Origin of the sequence: Bacillus sp. 491mf, from assembly GCF_900112415.1 — a bacterium.
Classification (GTDB): domain Bacteria; phylum Bacillota; class Bacilli; order Bacillales; family Bacillaceae_G; genus Bacillus_A.
This window is the reverse complement of record NZ_FOLV01000056.1, coordinates 1-18,324: the sequence shown is the minus strand read 5'-3', so window position 1 is coordinate 18,324 and position 18,324 is coordinate 1. Positions and strand designations below refer to the sequence as shown.

Below are 18,324 nucleotides of genomic sequence, written 5' to 3'. Positions count from 1 at the left end.
ACTCTCTGCATGGTGCGTATTGACCCACTCGGTAACCTTTCCTGGACCGCCTTGTTTCCCTATCAATACACTGTCTCCAGCTGGTTTAGGACCCTTGAAGAAAGCAAGTGTATTATCCATACCTTGGGCCATTTTTCTGCCAAGCTGATACATTTTTTCATTTCTGGATTTCCCTGTTTTTAATCGAGCCAATTTGAAATAATCTAATTATTATTTTACCTACTTGAATGTTTTATCGAAACTATTTTTATACTAAAACAAAAGGGGCTGTTCCATAAGCGAGTAAAACCAACTTATGGAACAGCCCTTTTATTTTTACTATCTATTAATCATGTAATTTGTTTAAAAACTCAGTGAAGTTACTTGCTACATAAAATACATTTTCTCTTGCTACTTCCTCTGCTTCTTCTGCTGCAATGCCTTCAATTTCCATTAGCGCTTCTTTGTATTCAAAATCATAGAGTACAATAACAGAATTAATACTATATGCTAAATTATCACCATTTATTAACTCTTTTATTTTTGGGATAATTAGTTCACTATAAGAAAAATCATTTAAAATATCGTCTACATTATTTTTAGGATCTTTATAAAAACAATTTTGTAGTTAATTTATATATCCTCTACTCATCATCTTTACTATTCAAGTATCTATCTATCATTTCCTTATGACTTTCATCAGTAGGTTCAATACCTAGAACTTCATACTCCCATATTATTTGTCTTTCTCCTGATAAAAATGGAGATTTTAATATATCATCATAATTAAATTTAATATTAAATTTTCCACTGCTGTCTAATAAAAAAGTAAGATTGGTCCATTGCTTATCATTATTTTCTTTATATTCCACATGCAAATCAACAACTAACTTCGTTAATTCTCTTAATAATTGACGATATATTTTTTTATCAACATTGTAAGTCTTAGGAATATCATGTCCATACACTATATGGCTGCTAGTCACAGAATCAAAATAGAAATATACTTCTCTAGAATCCTCCAAAACTTCCCCATATAAATATATTTTACTCCATTCATCTGGTATTATTTCATTTAATTTATTAGCAATTTCTCCATAAATAACTCCCATCTTCTTTGTTTCCATTTTACTAACCTCCTACTTGATTTAGTATTTCTATAAATTTAGTCTTCATTCCTTATATTTTATATTCTATATATCATGAAACAATTATAGAAAATAAATATCCGAATCCTTATACGATAGAAGAAGGGGAAAAATGGGTATTTAATGATGAGGGGAAAATTATAGAAACCATCCCTGACAACCCCAATGATTTTGAGGATTAAGTTTATAAAACAATAAAAGCCTGCAATAACATTTGATGAAATGCAGACTCTTCCTCCTTGAGAACAATATGGTTTTTATCTTAGTTTTAAGGTGTAAAATATACTGTGTAAAGTTTAAGAAACGAAGCTTATGCAGTATATTTTACACGCCCATTATATGACTGTTTTTTTGTTTAACCTGTTCTGTTTCGTGTCATAAGACTATTAATCATATAGACGTTTCTCTTCAATTTCATGTAAAATTTTCCCGATTCGAGAAAATAATCCTACATATTGGTCGCGAGTTAACTCTTGTTGAATTAAATCTGAGTTTAGATGCTTGAGTGTTTCGACTAAGTTATTCTTTGAATTTCTATAGATCTTTGGCAATGATATTAGAAGTTCTCCGTAAGCAGTATAGACAATTGCCTTTTTGGATTCTGATTGGTTTAAAACTGTCTCATATTCTCCGAAAGTTCTTTCTATCGCTTCTTCACTATCCATCTTTTCATCTTCTTTAAAATCATTATACGTTTCATTAAAATACTCAAATATTTCTTCATATGTTAATGCCATTGATAATTCCCTCCTATTGTTTATGGTGATATCATATTACCATTATTGTGAACCACTTAGATTTCTATTTTGGGGTACTTTATTTTAAATTGATTTATAACTCCATTACAACTTGAGCATGTATCTTTTTCAGTAAACAGTTTAATCCTTCCTTGGACATTCACATTATCACCTAATAAAAATAGACTGTGTCCGCTACATATCTGTAACTTACACAGTCCATCTTACACCCTCAAGAAAACACGAAAATTGTTACACATCCTTATTAGTCAATTCGATTTTTTGTTTAAAAATCAGATGGTAAACTCAAAATGTATTCAATCCTGCCTGTATTTTCTGTTTCTATTATTTCATAACCTCCTTTTTTTAACATTTCTTTGCACAATTCTATATCACTGCAAAGCTGATCTATATCTTTTTGATCCCTGCTATCTTCAAAATCTTCAATATTAAAGTATCCTTCCAGCCTATTGAAAATAAAATCGGCAATTTGTTTCGACTTAAGACCCTCTAATGCAATGGATACAAAATATAAAGATTTAGTAAATGGACTATAATTCAAACGTCTCGCTTCTTCTTCTAAAATTTTTGCTGAAGCTTGTGCAACAGTTAAACCTTCCTCATCAATATACTCTTCAAATCCATATGCCACTGAGTTTTTTATTCTTTCATAACTATTTATCATACTAGCAACTCCTTTATTTCATGCTATTTGTATAAATATCCAACTTAATATTTGGGAATTTTTACCTGAATTCAAGAATTAAATTTGTACAGCTTTGACATACGTCAAAATCTGAAAATAGATGTATTTCCCCTATAATATTTGGATCTTTTATTTGTGAAGCTATATCTTCAAGAATCTTTGCTTCAGTATCATTATATCGAGGAAATTTGTCATCTACATACGATTCAAGTGATTTAGTATCTTTGGAATGTGTAAAATCTCCGAAACTATCACCAAAGCTATCAGCAGAATGAACCTGACTATGCGCTTGATAATTAGTTTTTACACCAGGAATATGTAAATCTGCCACTGCCACATTACCATATGTTAACGAATCTAACTTTCTATCAAGTTTATTCTTTTGAGTATTTGAAAGGTTCTTATATTCATCAAAATTCCTTATTTCATCAATTTGTTTCTGAATATCATTTCTAATATTTTGAGCTCTCTCATAAAGTTCATCAAATTTACTAGCCCCACTACCACCCGCACCAAAGCTTTTTTCACATCTCCAACAGTTGAAAATTCTACATAAGGAAGTTTTACTCCTATTCCGGTATCTGCCCATTTAACTCCTACTGGAATTGGCGTATTTTTCACTGTATTTAGTGCATTTTTTAACTTTTTCACTACTAGCATTATCATTCTCGTATGCAAATATAAATATGTTAGTAAATGCAATAGTTTTATCTCTTTTCGCTGCAACCAATTTTGTCAGTTTACAAGTCATCGTGAGTTTTTGATTCAAAATATGAGATTGTTTTTAACTATAAAATTGTTAAATCATAAAAAAACCTTGAAAGGTAGTTAGCCTATCAAGGTGATAGTTAAATATTCAAAAAATAATTTTATTCCTACTCCAAATTTAACATTTAACCCAATTAACCCAAATAATACTTCTTCTCACATATATACTAGTACTTTTGATTAATCTAAAATCTGGTAAATGTGTCTTGAAATATCTATTTCTTCTCCATCTTAAATTATGATAAATTTAAAATTTCTTTTAGTTCTTTTAAGGAAACTTCCACTCTTGTTCGATCTTGAGGTCGTCTTGTTAAATAGTCTTCCCCAGCCTCTGTTAAATATTGAAAAAATACATTTTCATCTACAATAGCATTTTCCTCAACTTCAGCCATAGGAGGTTGTATACTGAAGTTAACACCAGTTTCACCAAAATATCCCTCTTCTCCTGGCTGATATTCATTTGCAAAAATACAACATACTGGATCAATCCCAAAACCTTGTTTGTTTTTGAAATTTTCAATCGCTTCCATAAACTTCCCATCACCTATTATTTTGTAATATAGACGCATCAACTCAACTTTTTCTGAAAATTCTTCAATAATAAAAACTTCCTCACTCATAACAAACACTCCTTTAACATTTAATCTAGAACTGGGAAGAAATTCGAAATCTCACCTGTATTTTTGTCTTTAAAGCCCACAAATTTCAATTGTTTCCCATTTACATTGACATACCCTTCTACCATATCACTTGGTGACCTATCTCCACCTTGAATTATCCTATTATTACTAATACCTTCTTCCATTGCTTCCCTATCCAACTTTAATATCTGTTCATCAGAAAAAACCTTTGGGTCATATACTGTCTTAGGATTCTTATACTCTTTCCACTGTCCAGTAAAGTTACCTTTTCCACCATTTTCTTTACTCAATCCATCATAAACAGGAAGCTTATATTTTACCTCATAAATTCCTGAAATATCAGGATGAGACGTTTTAGTAACAGCTTGATTAATATCCTTAACTTGATTACCAAAGTTATCTAAAATAAATTGTTCAAAGTTCTCAAGATTGTGACCACCCTTTATTCCAATATTCGGTTTTGCTTTAAAACCCTCCACTTCGGTTAAATGTGTATCATAACCCTTTTTAAAAGTAACATCTTTTACCGTACCCTTAACACCACTCTCTTCCAACTTCGAAATCCGACTATGAATAGCCTCTTTCCTATTTTCAAAAGTCGCTTTCACTGAACCTCTCAAGTCCGTTCCGCGAAGAACTGTTTTGGTCCCATCAGTAGCGTAAGCGTAGGCTAAGGAATTATCTGAGGATTTCCCAAATAATTCTTTTTTCGCCACATTAATTCCACCTGCTACACCATCTATCACCTTGATCCATTTTAAAAACATCGGAACATTGTGGCAGGGGTGGCACTATCAAATGAAGCAATACCAAAATGTATTGAAAGAAAAAGAAATTACACAAAGTATGTCTCGTAAGGGGAATTGTTTAGATAACGTAGGCATCGAAAATTTCTTTAGCTTATTAAAGTCTGAACTACTTTACTTACAAGAGTTCGAAAGTATGGAACATTTTACATTAGAATTAGAAAAATATATTCACTACTACAATCATGACCGAATTAAAACAAAATTAAAAGGAATGAGCCCTGTACAATACAGAACGCATTCCTCATTAGCTGCTTAAAATATTTGTCTAACTTTTTGGTTTCACTTCATGTCTTTAATTGACAATCAAGTGCTTTAAGTTCATGTATTTGCTAGTTTTTCATAGTTTGTTCTAAGTTTCTACTTCTTATTACCTCGTAAAAACAGTATGATACTTTTTGCTTATCACAACAAATACTCCCTTTAAAACGTATGAGTTTGTGTTTATTCATTAGTTTATTATACTTTATATGCCTTTTGTACTCGTCATAAGGTAAAATGTCATCTCACCTAATCTCGTGTGTCTTCTATTTTTATACCCTTTTAATAAATACATTATACTAGCATAACCAGCATGGGCTCTCAATCTCAAAATTCCTATTTCTTTTTCTGTCCACTTTAACTTTACATATACTTTGTTTTTCGTCTCTATATGTGCTTATGTGTATTTACGTTAGTCGTTACGAACTTTATCATTCACATGTATAAAATATAAATCGAGTTAAGTGTTATCACAATACTTATAAATTAAGTATAACTCATTCTACTTAATTATCATGATAGCATAGTCAAAAATTCTTCAAAACTATTCGCGATTACTGTCGTTGCTGGCTCTAATTCCTCAGATTCTTCATGATCCCAGATAACAATTTTAGGATTCTCACTATTTCTAAAATCTAAACAAATAAAATCACCAGCAAACATAGCAGCTATTGGTATAATATTCATTCCAATCAACTCTTCATCATCAATAAGCCTACCATCTAATTGAGTTAAAACCGATGTTAGGTCATACCATCCTTCTATTGGATGTTCTTTAGGATTGTCCAATAAACATAAAAACCTTTCTATCACATATTCCTGCCTATCAATTTTCAATACATTAGTAATAGGTGTAGCTCCGTTAAACCTTTTTAAAAAATCAATATATGGATGCGGCAATTTAATTTTATACGATTGTTCAAACCAAGTAATTCTTTCATCACTTGGAAAAGGCTTAACACTAGTTTTTTCATCTATTTTCATTATTAATTCCTCCCTATCTCTTACCTATATATGCCCAATGCCCAGGACTCCGTCCACCTTTATGGTTAATAATATTATGAATACCAAATGGAACTAACTCCATTCTTCCATCAATTTCAGAATGATGCCATGTCATTCCCTTAGGCCTTCCACCTTCAATTCTACTATCTAGCCATTCAAACTGCTTCGGATCTTTTGCCCCCCATAGCCTCTCTGGTAGGTATTCAACTTTTTCTATTAATCCATCAACTTTAGAAAAATCAGGGTATCTTGTTCCTTCTTTAAATGGAACATCTGGTATTAACCCTTTCTCCATAGCCTGTAATCTAATTTCTTTTCTCTGTTTGTAGTTTAATCCATTTCCACCAACAATGTCTTCTGCCCAACTCCATACTGCATTGGATTCAATTTTTTCAGCATACAATTTGGCGTAATCATCAATAACATCCTCAAACTTTTTATTACCTGAAACAAATTCATTAATATTTTCTAAATATAATTCTCTAGTGTCATTACTAGCCTTACCCGTACCCCTAACACCACTCTCTTCCAACTTCGAAATCCGACTATGAATAGCCTCTTTCCTATTTTCAAAAGTCGCTTTCACTGAACCTCTCAAATCCGTTCCACTAAGAACTGTTTTGGTCGCACTAGCGGCAGCAGCAGCGAAAGCGTGTGCTAAGGAATTATCTAGGGACTTACCAAATAATTTCTTTGATGCCACATTAATTCCACCTGCTACACCATTTATCAGCTTGATCCATTTTAAAAACATCGGAACATTGCGGCAGGGGTGACACTATCAAATGAAGCAATACCAAAATGTATTGAAAGAAAAAGGAATTACACAAAGTATGTCTCGTAAAGGGAAGTGTTTAGATACCGCAGTCATCGAAAATTTCTTTGGCTTATTAAAGTCTGAACTACTTTACTTACAAGAGTTCGAAAGTATGGAACACTTTACATTAGAATTAGAAAAATATATTCACTACCACAATAATGACCGAATTAAAACAAAATTAAAAGGAATGAGCCCTGTACAATACAGAACGCATTCCTCATTAGCTGCTTAAAATATTTGTCTAATTTTTTGGGTTCACTTCAGCCCTTAGTTGAGACTCCTAAACCCAACTTGCTCATGGGTATTAAAGAATAATCTACTCTTCTAACATCCCGAAAAATTCAGAGATATTTCGGGCAACCGTTTTGGTTACAGGCGAAAATTCACCAGACTCTTCGTGGTACCAAACAACTACAGATGGGTCTTCTGTTTCTCTAAAATCTAAACAAACAAAATCTCCAGCAAATAGTGCAGCAATCGGAACAACATTCATCCCTATTAAGTCTTCATTATCAGTTAATCTTTCACCAATCTGCGTGATTGTAACTTCAATATCATACCATCCATTTATTTCATCTGATTCGCTTTCTTCAAGAATACACAGAAATCGTTCAATAATATACTGATGTTGATTGTGACTAAAAACGTTAGTAATTGGCACAGCCCCATTATTTTTTTTTATAAATTCTCTATACGGTTCAGGAAAGGAAACCCTCAAGCTTTTCTCTACCACGTTCAATAATGCATCACTTGGCAAAGGCGAAACAATAGTATTAACATCCACTTTCATTTGTTTTTCACTCCTAATTTTTTATCTTTTTCCGTGTGCCCATCCCCCAGGAGCCCTTCCTCCTGAGTGATACACCGAGTTATGAATCCCAAAAGGTACTAATTCCATTCTACCGTCAACTTCAGAATGATGCCATGTTGTCCCTGGTGGACGTTTTCCTCCCGGTAGTTGCGAATCAAGCCATCCGAATTGGTCAGGATCTGACTTCTTCCAATATTCCTTTGGCAACTGTATAATGACAGGCTCCCCATCAATCTTTATAATTAAATCAGCTTTTTCAAAATCTGGATATTTTGTTCCAGGTTTCATAGGAACATCAGGTATTTTCCCTAGTTCTTTCGCTCGTTCTCTAATCAACTTTAGTTGTTTTTGTGATAGCCCGTCCCCACCTGGTATATTTCTCCATTTCCACGGAACATTTGAATTAACTTTCTCTGCATATGCAATGGCATAATCATCTAATACTTCATTAAACGTCTTATTACCTGATATGAACTCATCGATATTTTTTAAATGCCCCTTACCAACACCACTCTCTTCCAACTTCGAAATCCGACTCTGAATAGACTCTTTCCTATTTTCAAAAGTCGCTTTCACTGAACCTCTCAAGTCCGTTCCACGAAGAACTGTGTTGGCCCCACCGGCGGCATCATCAGCAGCGTGAGCGTAGGCTAAGGAATTATCTAGGGATTTACCAAATAATGCCCTTCTCGCCACATTAATTCCACCTGCTACACCATCTACCACCTTAACAGCGGCACCTGTTACACCATCTATGATCTGAGCAGCGTCATCTTTTACCTTATAATGCCCGGCGTTTAGTATATCTGCTGCTTCCCAACCTTTTATTTTCAAGTTCCGCAGCCATGTATTTTTACTATCATGCAACGATTGTACCATATTTTTCCCCAAATTCGGGTTAAAATTAGGTACTCCATCTTTCAATTTTGTTAGCTTTGCAAGGGAGCCTAGCTCTATCGTTCCTTTGAATCCTTTTAACGCTTTCATCGCTGTTCCAAGAACCGGAATAGCATCGAGCGCTCCAAATATTCCGTTCTCTATTCGTTCTGAATTGCTTAGCTTTCTGCCGGTTAACCAGTCTTCTCCATCACGTGCACTCTTAAGCTGCATGCCTCCATATAAAACGGAAGCTGTGATTCCGACTGGCGGGCAGGCGATGGATAAAACGAAGAGTCCTGCTCCTATTGCGAAATCACGCACTGTTTCCAGCTTTTTTTGTTGGTCCTCTATCGTTTTATATTCGAATCCACGCATGGATGGGACAAGTTTTCGGTATTCGGCGTAATCTAGTTTTGCATCTGGATTTTGTGCTTTTATTTCTTTGTACTGCGCATGGAGAACTTTATCAAATGCTACGGAGTCTTTGAAAATATCATCCACTGTTATTTTATCTTTTTTCGTCGTAATCGTTTGTGCCACACCGTAACCGTGTGCATTTGGCATCGTAGTAGTAGTAGTAGTAGAGCCAATTCGATTTTTCGTAGAGTAGTTTTGAATGGAGAGATCTCTCATTTTCCCCGCAAATTTGTCCATGTCTTTGTAGAAGGGTTCGTCGATGTGTCTGGATACTACTTGACCTACTCTTGTGCAGTAGTTTCCTAGTGTCGTATAGGCATCAAGTAATTTATTAATTTCGTCTAGTTGACTGCTATGTTGAAAGTGAATACTTCGATCAGCGTCTAGAGAATGTATTTTTGCTTCTATACTTTCTAGAAGGTTATTAGCTTGATTTAATTCCGTTAGTGCCTCTTTTGTGATTTGGTCTATTCCTGTTTTCATGTTTTGCCAATCATCTGGCTTATAATGCACATCCATTTCTTCACATCCCCCATTTCCGTATATGGATTAGCTGCTAGCACTTAGGATTCTTTGCAATTCTTCATCCTTTTTTATCATTTCTTCTAATGTATAATTCACGGCAAGTGCTGCTATTTGATAGTTGTCTGCCAGTTCCATCGTTTTTCCTAATATATCTTTGTATTGCTTAACGGCTTTTGTTGCTTCACCTTGTCGATAAAAATCACAGTTTGCTAGATTATCAATGTTTTTTGCTACGACATCAGAATAGAGGTTGTAAATATTTTGCAGGCGCGTTGCAATATCAACCATTTCGGCGAAATTGACTAAAACTTGTGAACCGCCATTAGATCCTCCTGAACCGCCATCCGTCATTTGTGCTTGCATTAGTTTATTCCTCCTAATGAAAAACTTTTTGGATCAATCGACTTCTTATATGGCATTTTTAACACATCATATACCTTCTTATTTAAAGCATATAGACTAATCCACTCATATCGTTTCCGATCTACATCAATTTGGATATAATCGTCTCCCTCTGTGAAGTATAAGAAACAATCCCATTTCCCTTGTTCTAATGTATTTCTTGTATCGGGTCTGCGAAAAGTTTCTATTGCTAATAGTTCTTTTTGTGACAAATCCATTTCTTCAAATGTTTCCTGTTCTTCCTGCGTCATCTTACTTGTTAAAAACGTAGTATCTTTCTCTCTTGGTTCTCGCATTAAGAATGAAATTCTCTCTAATAATGATACATATACATCCCACTTTGGCATGTAATGGAATTCATATTCCTCACCCTGCTTGATTTCCGTTAGTACAGCTACGCGGTCTTTGTCCTTTGGTAAAAACCCTACAAGCAAGTTATTGAATCGCGTATATTCCTGACTTTCTTGATATGCTTTTAGTAATTCAATAAGTTGAAATGCAGCCATTGTCAGACCGCCATTTTCCGTAATGAGCCCTTTTCCTCTTAAGATTTCGGTTGCTTTCGTTACACAATCGGCATCACCCATTATGAGTTTTTCACGTTCTGGTAAACCAAATAAATAGGTAATTCCAGCTGCACCAGCTAATACATATAATTCAGAAGGAGTGAAGCTTTCTATATGATTTTGCATCATTTGATCCCTCGTTTCTATTACAGTCCTTTAATCATTCGCACTTCATTTGTGTCAGAGAATGTATGTATATGCGTATCAAGTTCTTTCAACACTTTTGTATGATATTCAAGTTCATGTGCTATATCTGTGTTTAACTTAATGAGTAACTCCAAATAACATAAAAATGCATCTCGCGTCTCACCTTTCCAATGAGAACCTGTCACAGTTGCTTGTAAGTCTTTTGCTTGCTGGAGTGCTTGTTTTACACCATTTTCAATTTGCTGTGCATAGGAAATTGCATTTACTACTCCGTCACCAGAAATTTCAATTTCTTTCCCACTCATGTTTAAACCTCCATTTCTATTAAAATGCAGTGTGAATTCATAGTTTGCATTTATTACTTCCCTGCCGCAGCTGCTTGATCTTCTGCCTCTGCTTTCGCCTTGTACTCTAAGTACTTTTGGTATGCTGTATTTTTAGCATGGGTAATGCTATCTAAAGAGCTATGAAACTGAGTCATGAGACTTGATAACTTATCATCTTTTTCCCGACGTTTATCCTCAAACTCTCGAGCTGGAATTTTCCCAAGCGGCAAATTATGGCTTTTTGATTCATAGGCTCTCTTTGCCGACTCTGCTTTCTCAATCTTATTCCTTACTTCGCTTTCCTTAGATTTTAAATAGTCATGCAACTTGTCATATTGATCACGTTTTCGTTCATTTTCTGTATAACCAATGTGAAAAAAGTTACCAATTTTATCCGCAAGAGTTTCTGGCATCTCTAAACCTCCTCATTCTTTATTTATCCAACATGCTAGATTTGTATTTTTTTAACCACAATTCCATTTTTTATTCTAAAAATGGTCGTACCGTCATTTTATCAAACCGCTTATGCATTTACCATTTTTTACGAAAACAAGCTACATACTTTCCTATTAGTAAGAACCTTACTGCCTATTTTGCAGAAACAGATTCGAATGTTGCAAATTCATTCCCTCCATTCCTTTTCCATGTTCCAGATGATACCTTTTTATAAGTCCATAAAAAAGAAGATAACTCCCTACTATATAAATAGGAAGTTATCTTCTTTTTGATTTCAGCAGCCTCTTTTCTGACCAACCTTACCTTAAGAGACATGCTAGTAATGTAATCGTTCGCTTATCATCGATTACATTACTAGCTGGATTACGCACTTGCTTTCATTATTTTCTTTGACCATACGCGGCTGTTGGTTTAACAGGTTTCGCATCCGTCGCTTCCCATATAGGGGCAGTTAATGTTGGATAGTTTAAAGCTTCTACTTTTTTTCTCGTTTCTGGTGATGCTTTCAGTCCCCATTGATCAAAAAATGGAAGTACATTTTGTCTCGCCACTTTTGATGTATTGTAAATAAATGCTTGTATTTTATCTTCATCCGTTTCTGGAAGTTTATCTTTTGGTAACTCTCGATATAGTTTGTGAAGGTTCGGGTAAAAATCATCCCCATATGCTAAATGAAGTTGCCAAAGCATAACAAGTTTCACAAACAAGTCATCGATATTTTTATACTCTTTATCTGTTTGTTTTAAGTATGCAAAGGCTCTGTCGTAATCTCCCTCTTTTTCTAAACGTGTTGGTTGATTCGGGAATAATTGTTTTTGTACAGCTAAAGAATATATATTAACAGTGACTTCAGTCATTCCTCTAAGGTCATTCCACATCCAAGGGTATTGTTGCCTTGTGTGTCCTGCTTCATGCATTTGTCCCCAGCCGAATTCATTTACATTTAAAGCACTTTCAATTGCATTACCAGCAGTAGTAAACATCATTCCATCCCGACTTGCATACATGCCCCAATCTGATTTATTAGGATTTTCAGTAAAAGCCCAAAGGCGGCGAGTTGAACGATGTAACGGATTAGAACTTGTTTCAGATAGTCCCGATATTTTATCTTGCGCTACAATCATTTCATCATATTTTTTTAATAGCGGAACAGGATCTTGATCCACAATATATTTCTTGGCACTATCACGAGTAACAGTAAGTACTGCTTTCTTTGACTTTAATTGAACAGCATGTGCATCTGGATACTTGTCCATCATCGCAATCCAGTCTGCTTTCGTATGCTTCCCTAATTCAAAGAATGGAACAGGGCTCCCGCCTTGTGTTACTTTCACCTTAACTGTTCCTTTCCCTTCACAGTTATCAAATCCTAATAAACCACCGTTTGGAGAGGAAATAGTGTTAGAACCAGAAGAAAGACGAAATGTTTTTCCCCCTTCTTTATCATATTCATTTGTCCCAATCGTTGCTCCAAGTTTGTCAAATCCTGATAGTCCCAATACTTCAATTGTGACTTGTTCATTCGGTTTTACATAGATTCCTGTTGGCACATAGTTTCGTTGCTCACTTCTTCTTTCTCTTGCTGCTTCACCCATATAATGTCCTGTACTTGGAAGTTCAAACGTCTTCGCCTCATATTGCGCCTGAGTTTGCGTAGTTTCAGCATGAATGTTCAAACTATTTACAGTCATAGATGTAAATAATGCCGTTGTCATAACAGCAGATGCCATAAATACTTTCATTGGTTTTTGTGATTTACGGTTATTTTTCCTATTCAAATAAATCAATCCTTTCATTCCAATCCGTTCTAACGTTTATACAAAACGCCGATTTTCTCACTAAGACAATAACTATAGTAACTTCTTAAACTTACTTATTCCTTCTCTCTTATTTCATACACGTAAAAATTATACCTACATGCCATTGCATAATATATAAATATGCATAATTTCATATTATATAATGATTTAAAAATACTGCTTCTAAAGAGATTACCACATGCGAAATTCCGTCACGCCGATCAAAAAGGACTGCTCCGTAGGCAGTCCTTCTATCATGTTTATTCACATTCTCATACGATATCGACCGTTCTTTGGAATATATCGACGTTTCGACACAAGATATTTCGATCTTATTAAAATAAACCTCTTACTACTTTTGTAGTAAACGTCCTGTATATCACTATCAATCAATAAAACGATATCAGCGCTTTTCACCAATATATCGGCGCTTCGACATGAAATAAAGACCCTCCGACAAATTTCAACACACAAAAGAGACTGTTCATAAAAACAGCCTCTTTTGTATGTGGTTACAACTCAACCCTCGTCCCCACGCCGTTTGCGATCGCTTTCTCATAAAAATACTTCGCCACGACAATATCAACAACAGCGAGTCCGACAGATTTAAAGACGGTAATTTCTTGGTCGCTTTCTCTTCCCGTTCTGTCTCCTCTTATAATTTGGCCAAGTTCTGCGTGAATATCGCTTTCGTTGAAAACTCCTTCTTGGATCGGAACTTGCAGATCGCCTGTTTCTTCTAATGCTGCTTCTTTTGATTCCACTACCACTTTGTTAGCTGATGAAATGACGTGCGAAGGAAGTTCTTGCATCGCTGGTCTGAATGAACCGACAGCATTTACGTGAACACCAGGTTGTAATGTGTCTGAAAAAACGGGTGTTAAAGAGTTCGTTGTTGTGACAACAATATCAGCCTCGCGCACTGCTTCATTTGCACTTGCGTATACGCTAACAGGTTTATTAAATTTCTCCTTTATATACTCGGCAAACTCGGCGGCTTTTTGTTCTGTCCGATTGTAAAGCATAATCTTTTCAATGTCCCGCACAGTAAGCATCGCTTCAGCAAGTCCTTTCGCTTGTTCTCCTGTTCCGATGATGCATAAGTTTTTCGCATTTTGACGAGCTAAGTATTTCGTTGCGACGCCTGATAAAGCACCTGTTCGAACCATCGTTAAAAACGATCCTTCTAAAAGGGCGAGCGGTTCCCCTGTTTGAAAATCAGAGAGCATCACAACCCCGTTAATTGTTTTCTTTCCTATTTTCGTATTATTCGGTGCGACTGTGACGACTTTTAACCCAAGCGTACCAAGTTCTTCCGCTACAGAAGGCATCATTAATGCCGTATTTTGCGAATTTGCAAATGGCAACGAGTAGCGAATTGGCGTGATCGTTCTTTCTGCCGAAAACTCTTGCAGGGCAATCGCCGCATATTCAATCACTTCATTCATATCTACTAAACTTCTTTGTTCAGCTGCATTTATAACTAACATATGATCTCGTCCTTTCCTATATCAAGAAGAGTTGTTTCCTAACTAGAAAACAACTCTTCTCCACGTATTACGCTAATAAAAATCCTTGTTTTAATGGATCTCTTGGATCGATTAAAAATTGGTGGAATCCTGTAATAAACGCCTGACCAGTTACTTTTGGGATCACTGCGTCATATTCGCCTACTTTTGTTAATGACAATATTTCTCCACCAAATTGTCCGTCAGTAATGCATTCATGGACGAAACTTCCACCTTCTTGTAATACTCCACGTTCAAAAAGAGTTGCAAGTCTAGCTGAAGTACCCGTACCGCAAGGAGAACGGTCTACTTGTCCATCAGCAAAAATGGTTACATTTCGCAGCGTTGCATCTTTTCCGTTTGGTTCATCGGAGAAAATCACGCCGTATATGCCTTTTAAGCCTTCTTCAAGAGGATGTTTCACTTCCATCTGACTTTCAATGTACTGTTTCATTTTTCCGCCCCACGTTTGAATTGCAGATAAATCTTTAAAGTTCACTTTTAAACCAAGTTCTTTACTGTCGATAACAGCATAGAAAGCTCCACCAAAAGCGATGTCTACTTGAAATTCATGGCCATCAATTTTTACAGGAACATCTTTCTTGTAAACAAATGATGGTACATTTTCAAATGACACGGATTCTACTTGGTTCCCATTATATTTTGCATACGCGATAACTTCTCCAGCAGGACTATCAATAATGAATCTTTGCTCTTCACCTGTCACCTCGAACATACCCGTTTCAATTCCTACTGTAATTACAGCAATAATTCCATGGCCACACATTGTACTCCAGCCTTCGTTATGCAAAAACAGTACACCAAAATCAGCATGCGGACTTGCTGGCGGTGTGATGATACAGCCATACATACCGTGATGTCCTCTCGGCTCATACATCAAAACTTCGCGCAGATGATCTAAGTGTTCCATACAATAAGCGCGTCTTTCTAACTGCGTTTTTCCTTTGATCGGCGGTACTCCTCCTGTAATAATACGAAGCGGCTCCCCCGCCACATGTGCGTCAATTGTCGTGTACGTTTTACTAATATTCATTTCTTGTCCCTCCGTTATTTAAGTTCTCTCATGAGAGGCTTGTTATTTGAAAAGTGTCCTCATATTTTATTAGCAAATATTGTGCCGATTTTCAAAAACGAAATAATACCAATAATCAGGCAATTGAATTCGCACTTTTTCAAAAAATTTATACCCTTTTCATAACAAAAATTTATACACGTGTATATTTTCTTTTACAGGAAAAGAAAAACGAATGAATAAAGTATATGCATCATACCTTGTTCATTCGTTTTGAGTTTCTTCTAAAAATAAGTACACCATAATTTTATGTTTTTTGTTTTTCGTAAATTGATAAAAAAATGTTTATTTTCCCCTGAATTTGAAACATTATACTACATAGATAGCAGACATCGTGTAAAATAATTACTCCGCCTCTATTCACAGGGCTTTACTCACCTAATTTCACCAAGCTATAATTCTTTTTACCTTTACGAATAATGATAAATCTACCATCGAATGAGTTTTCTACCGTAACATCTGTATTTACATCTGTTACTTTGTCCCCGTTCATCAAAATAGCTCCATTATTAATATCTTCTCTTGCTTGACGTCTAGAAGGTTCAATTCCTAAATCTACTAACCACTCAACGATATTTTTTGTTTCCTTTGCAGCATGGAAAGTCGGCATATCTTTAAGGCCTTGTTCAATTTCATCCGCAGTTAAGGATTTGATATCCCCGCTAAATAGTGCTTCTGTAATTTTTACTGCTTGTAAAAGTGCATTCTCACCATGAACAAACTTCGTCATTTCTTCTGCTAATACTTTTTGCGCTTCACGTTTATGAGGCTCCATTTGAACTTTAACTGCTAATTCATCAATTCTATCTTTCGTTAAGAATGTGAAGAACTTTAAGTATTTCATGACATCACGATCATCTGTGTTCACCCAGAACTGGTAGAATTCAAATGGTGTTGTTTTTTCTGGATCTAACCAAACTGCTCCTCCAGCTGTTTTACCAAATTTCGTACCGTCTGATTTTAATAGTAATGGAATTGTTAAACCAAAGACTTTTGCATCTGATCCTTCTTTCTTACGAATTAAGTCTAAACCACTCGTAATATTTCCCCATTGGTCACTACCACCAATTTGCAGTTGTACGTCTTCTTCTTTGTATAAGTGATGGAAATCCATCGCTTGTAGAATTTGGTATGTGAATTCTGTAAATGAAATCCCTGTATCTAAACGGCTTGCTACAATATCTTTTGCTAACATCGTATTTATACTAAAATTCTTACCGTAATCGCGTAAAAATTCAAGGATACTTACTTGATGCGTCCAATCGTAGTTATTCACCATTTTCACTTCGCTATTTCCGCCAAAATCAAATAGCTTTTGCATTTGTGCTGTTAGCGCTTCAACATTTTGCTGCACTTGTTCTAATGTTTGAAGTTGTCTTTCTGTTTGACGTCCACTTGGATCGCCGATTGTTCCCGTTGCTCCTCCAATTAAAATAACTGGATGGTGCCCAGCTAATTGGAAACGCTTCATCATCATAAATGGAATTAAATGTCCAATATGCATACTGTCACCAGTTGGATCTACACCACAGTACAAGGAAATCTTTTTCTCTTCTACTAGTTTACGTAATCCTTCTGCATCTGTTTGTTGATTGATGGCATCGCGCCATTCCAATTCATCAATGATGTTCATATCCTTCCAGCTCCTTTAATATATAGTTTTTACCTCATTTTGGTAACAACATAAAAAACCCCTATGTCTACACTAGACATAGGGACGATTTTTAACCGTGTTACCACCCAAATTGCACAAATAATCTTATTTGTACCACTCTTAGCAATAATATCGATTGCTACTTCGCTTAGCATTACCTAAGATACTCCAGAGTGTAATTCACAAGTTTGTTTGTGCTAGGTTCCATCAACCCCTAGCTTTCTAAATAACAGTGACAAACTGCTACTGGGCTCCTTCGACGTATTCGAAATATTAAATTATAGCCAATTATAGAGAAATTTAAATTCACTGTCAATTCTGTACAATTATATTTTAAAGTGTCCACAATTACTTTATTCTATAAAAGTGATGAAATAAAACTTCCATCAGCAGGGGTTTTCTTTTATCGTTCCAGAGATTTTTTCACCTGCACTTTCATTGTTTCCTGATGATAAGAGGTGTGAATAACCCCTCCTTATCCACCTTACGGTCTGATTGAAGAAGGGGCTTCCTGTTTCATAGACCGTTGCGTAGTGGGGGGACCCACTGCGTCTTACACAGTCTCCACAGGCATAGATTATACTGTTCGGACATAACCTTGCCCTACAGTTTATAGGTTTTAATTTGTAGCAAGCAATTCTTCTAATCCTTTTTGTAAGATGTTCCGGCTCGCGTTATAGTCTCTATCCAATACCGTTCCACATTTTGTACAAATGTGAGTACGAATAGAGAGAGACTTCTTCACACGATTCCCACAAACAGAACAGTCTTGTGAAGTATACTTTGGTTCTATCTTAATGAGTACACCACCATGATTTTCACATTTGTAAGCAAGCATGTTTCGAAACATTCCCCACCCCGCATCAGAAA

The 18,324-nt window shown here is 35.5% G+C and carries 20 protein-coding genes, 5 pseudogenes and 1 other annotated feature; of the genes and pseudogenes, 2 read left to right on the top strand and 23 right to left on the bottom strand.

Translation table 11 applies throughout. The annotated features are described in order from the left end of the window. The 10 genes and pseudogenes from BM211_RS24110 to BM211_RS24070 form a co-directional block, all read right to left on the bottom strand. A pseudogene (locus BM211_RS24110) lies at positions 1 to 192 on the bottom strand (hypothetical protein); the annotation flags it as partial. 133 nt (positions 193 to 325) lie between these two features. Then, positions 326 to 445: pseudogene (locus BM211_RS27660) on the bottom strand (SMI1/KNR4 family protein); the annotation flags it as partial. A 178-nt stretch (positions 446 to 623) separates the two neighbouring features. Then, complete coding sequence (locus BM211_RS24100) at positions 624 to 1,106, bottom strand: antitoxin YezG family protein (protein WP_090999967.1); 483 nt, start codon at positions 1,104 to 1,106, stop codon at positions 624 to 626. 407 nt (positions 1,107 to 1,513) lie between these two features. Then, positions 1,514 to 1,864, bottom strand: coding sequence for an Imm3 family immunity protein (locus BM211_RS24095; RefSeq protein WP_051957254.1), 351 nt, complete (start codon positions 1,862 to 1,864; stop codon positions 1,514 to 1,516). Between the two features lie 56 nt (positions 1,865 to 1,920). Then, entirely contained in the window at positions 1,921 to 2,028 is a 108-nt protein-coding gene (locus BM211_RS24090) for a deaminase domain-containing protein (RefSeq protein WP_256217202.1), read from the bottom strand. 122 nt (positions 2,029 to 2,150) lie between these two features. Then, a complete protein-coding gene (locus tag BM211_RS24085) occupies positions 2,151 to 2,549 on the bottom strand; it encodes a hypothetical protein (protein ID WP_035431848.1) in 399 nt (132 codons plus the stop codon). Between the two features lie 61 nt (positions 2,550 to 2,610). After that, entirely contained in the window at positions 2,611 to 2,907 is a 297-nt protein-coding gene (locus tag BM211_RS26885; RefSeq protein ID WP_218160826.1) for a deaminase domain-containing protein, read from the bottom strand. 188 nt (positions 2,908 to 3,095) lie between these two features. Beyond that, positions 3,096 to 3,218, bottom strand: a pseudogene (locus BM211_RS27380) (ADP-ribosyltransferase); the annotation flags it as partial. Between the two features lie 356 nt (positions 3,219 to 3,574). Continuing rightward, a complete protein-coding gene (gene cdiI / locus BM211_RS24075) occupies positions 3,575 to 3,958 on the bottom strand; it encodes a ribonuclease toxin immunity protein CdiI (RefSeq protein ID WP_049664054.1) in 384 nt (127 codons plus the stop codon). Between the two features lie 20 nt (positions 3,959 to 3,978). Beyond that, positions 3,979 to 4,695 carry a CdiA family toxin C-terminal domain-containing protein gene (locus tag BM211_RS24070; protein ID WP_177206993.1) on the bottom strand — a complete coding sequence of 239 codons (717 nt, stop codon included), beginning with the start codon at positions 4,693 to 4,695 and terminating at the stop codon, positions 3,979 to 3,981. A 64-nt stretch (positions 4,696 to 4,759) separates the two neighbouring features. Here BM211_RS24070 and BM211_RS24065 point away from each other — a divergent pair. Continuing rightward, a pseudogene (locus tag BM211_RS24065) lies at positions 4,760 to 5,044 on the top strand (transposase); the annotation flags it as partial. A gap of 515 nt (positions 5,045 to 5,559) precedes the next feature. Here BM211_RS24065 and BM211_RS24060 read toward each other — a convergent pair. Next, positions 5,560 to 6,030, bottom strand: a complete 471-nt coding sequence (locus tag BM211_RS24060) for an SMI1/KNR4 family protein (RefSeq protein WP_090999958.1) — start codon at positions 6,028 to 6,030, stop codon at positions 5,560 to 5,562. A 13-nt stretch (positions 6,031 to 6,043) separates the two neighbouring features. Further along, on the bottom strand, positions 6,044 to 6,754 hold the full coding sequence (locus BM211_RS24055) for an HNH endonuclease signature motif containing protein (RefSeq protein ID WP_256217201.1): 711 nt from the start codon (positions 6,752 to 6,754) through the stop codon (positions 6,044 to 6,046). 73 nt (positions 6,755 to 6,827) lie between these two features. Between BM211_RS24055 and BM211_RS24050 the strand changes: the two are divergent. Next, positions 6,828 to 7,103, top strand: a pseudogene (locus tag BM211_RS24050) (transposase); the annotation flags it as partial. An 84-nt stretch (positions 7,104 to 7,187) separates the two neighbouring features. Here BM211_RS24050 and BM211_RS24045 read toward each other — a convergent pair. The 11 genes from BM211_RS24045 to BM211_RS23995 all read right to left on the bottom strand — a co-directional run. Beyond that, positions 7,188 to 7,661, bottom strand: coding sequence for an SMI1/KNR4 family protein (locus BM211_RS24045; protein ID WP_090999954.1), 474 nt, complete (start codon positions 7,659 to 7,661; stop codon positions 7,188 to 7,190). 21 nt (positions 7,662 to 7,682) lie between these two features. Next, positions 7,683 to 9,497: an HNH endonuclease signature motif containing protein gene (locus BM211_RS24040; protein ID WP_090999952.1), complete on the bottom strand. Its 1,815-nt coding sequence runs from the start codon at positions 9,495 to 9,497 to the stop codon at positions 7,683 to 7,685. Between the two features lie 30 nt (positions 9,498 to 9,527). Then, positions 9,528 to 9,866, bottom strand: a complete 339-nt coding sequence (locus BM211_RS24035) for a hypothetical protein (protein WP_090999951.1) — start codon at positions 9,864 to 9,866, stop codon at positions 9,528 to 9,530. Further along, complete coding sequence (locus BM211_RS24030; RefSeq protein ID WP_090999971.1) at positions 9,866 to 10,597, bottom strand: DUF5081 family protein; 732 nt, start codon at positions 10,595 to 10,597, stop codon at positions 9,866 to 9,868. Before BM211_RS24030 ends, BM211_RS24035 begins: the two co-directional genes overlap by 1 nt. 20 nt (positions 10,598 to 10,617) lie before the next feature. Beyond that, positions 10,618 to 10,923, bottom strand: coding sequence for a WXG100 family type VII secretion target (locus tag BM211_RS24025; protein WP_090999949.1), 306 nt, complete (start codon positions 10,921 to 10,923; stop codon positions 10,618 to 10,620). Positions 10,924 to 10,976: 53 nt separating this feature from the next. Next, positions 10,977 to 11,357, bottom strand: coding sequence for a hypothetical protein (locus tag BM211_RS24020; protein WP_090999948.1), 381 nt, complete (start codon positions 11,355 to 11,357; stop codon positions 10,977 to 10,979). Positions 11,358 to 11,780: 423 nt separating this feature from the next. Beyond that, the gene (locus tag BM211_RS24015) at positions 11,781 to 13,196 is read right to left on the bottom strand and encodes a M60 family metallopeptidase (RefSeq protein WP_090999946.1); all 1,416 of its coding nucleotides are present in this window, start codon (positions 13,194 to 13,196) and stop codon (positions 11,781 to 11,783) included. Positions 13,197 to 13,711: 515 nt separating this feature from the next. Continuing rightward, complete coding sequence (locus BM211_RS24010; protein WP_090999944.1) at positions 13,712 to 14,689, bottom strand: ornithine cyclodeaminase family protein; 978 nt, start codon at positions 14,687 to 14,689, stop codon at positions 13,712 to 13,714. Between the two features lie 67 nt (positions 14,690 to 14,756). Further along, positions 14,757 to 15,761, bottom strand: coding sequence for a proline racemase family protein (locus BM211_RS24005; RefSeq protein WP_090999943.1), 1,005 nt, complete (start codon positions 15,759 to 15,761; stop codon positions 14,757 to 14,759). A gap of 409 nt (positions 15,762 to 16,170) precedes the next feature. Beyond that, a complete protein-coding gene (gene tyrS, locus BM211_RS24000) occupies positions 16,171 to 17,433 on the bottom strand; it encodes a tyrosine--tRNA ligase (protein WP_090999941.1) in 1,263 nt (420 codons plus the stop codon). A gap of 77 nt (positions 17,434 to 17,510) precedes the next feature. Further along, positions 17,511 to 17,723: a binding site (T-box leader), on the bottom strand. A 350-nt stretch (positions 17,724 to 18,073) separates the two neighbouring features. After that, on the bottom strand, positions 18,074 to 18,324 hold a 251-nt coding region (locus BM211_RS23995; protein ID WP_177206992.1), incomplete at its 5' end, for an RNA-guided endonuclease InsQ/TnpB family protein.

What these genes read in the sequence shown, in the direction of transcription:
- BM211_RS24100 (WP_090999967.1), bottom strand. Translation starts at nt 1,106, where the DNA reads ATGGAAACAAAGAAGATGGGAGTTATTTATGGAGAAATTGCTAATAAA.
- BM211_RS24095 (WP_051957254.1), bottom strand. Translation starts at nt 1,864, where the DNA reads ATGGCATTAACATATGAAGAAATATTTGAGTATTTTAATGAAACGTAT.
- BM211_RS24085 (WP_035431848.1), bottom strand. Translation starts at nt 2,549, where the DNA reads ATGATAAATAGTTATGAAAGAATAAAAAACTCAGTGGCATATGGATTT.
- cdiI (WP_049664054.1), bottom strand. Translation starts at nt 3,958, where the DNA reads ATGAGTGAGGAAGTTTTTATTATTGAAGAATTTTCAGAAAAAGTTGAG.
- BM211_RS24060 (WP_090999958.1), bottom strand. Translation starts at nt 6,030, where the DNA reads ATGAAAATAGATGAAAAAACTAGTGTTAAGCCTTTTCCAAGTGATGAA.
- BM211_RS24045 (WP_090999954.1), bottom strand. Translation starts at nt 7,661, where the DNA reads ATGAAAGTGGATGTTAATACTATTGTTTCGCCTTTGCCAAGTGATGCA.
- BM211_RS24040 (WP_090999952.1), bottom strand. Translation starts at nt 9,497, where the DNA reads ATGGATGTGCATTATAAGCCAGATGATTGGCAAAACATGAAAACAGGA.
- BM211_RS24035 (WP_090999951.1), bottom strand. Translation starts at nt 9,866, where the DNA reads ATGCAAGCACAAATGACGGATGGCGGTTCAGGAGGATCTAATGGCGGT.
- BM211_RS24030 (WP_090999971.1), bottom strand. Translation starts at nt 10,597, where the DNA reads ATGCAAAATCATATAGAAAGCTTCACTCCTTCTGAATTATATGTATTA.
- BM211_RS24025 (WP_090999949.1), bottom strand. Translation starts at nt 10,923, where the DNA reads ATGAGTGGGAAAGAAATTGAAATTTCTGGTGACGGAGTAGTAAATGCA.
- BM211_RS24020 (WP_090999948.1), bottom strand. Translation starts at nt 11,357, where the DNA reads ATGCCAGAAACTCTTGCGGATAAAATTGGTAACTTTTTTCACATTGGT.
- BM211_RS24015 (WP_090999946.1), bottom strand. Translation starts at nt 13,196, where the DNA reads ATGAAAGGATTGATTTATTTGAATAGGAAAAATAACCGTAAATCACAA.
- BM211_RS24010 (WP_090999944.1), bottom strand. Translation starts at nt 14,689, where the DNA reads ATGTTAGTTATAAATGCAGCTGAACAAAGAAGTTTAGTAGATATGAAT.
- BM211_RS24005 (WP_090999943.1), bottom strand. Translation starts at nt 15,761, where the DNA reads ATGAATATTAGTAAAACGTACACGACAATTGACGCACATGTGGCGGGG.
- tyrS (WP_090999941.1), bottom strand. Translation starts at nt 17,433, where the DNA reads ATGAACATCATTGATGAATTGGAATGGCGCGATGCCATCAATCAACAA.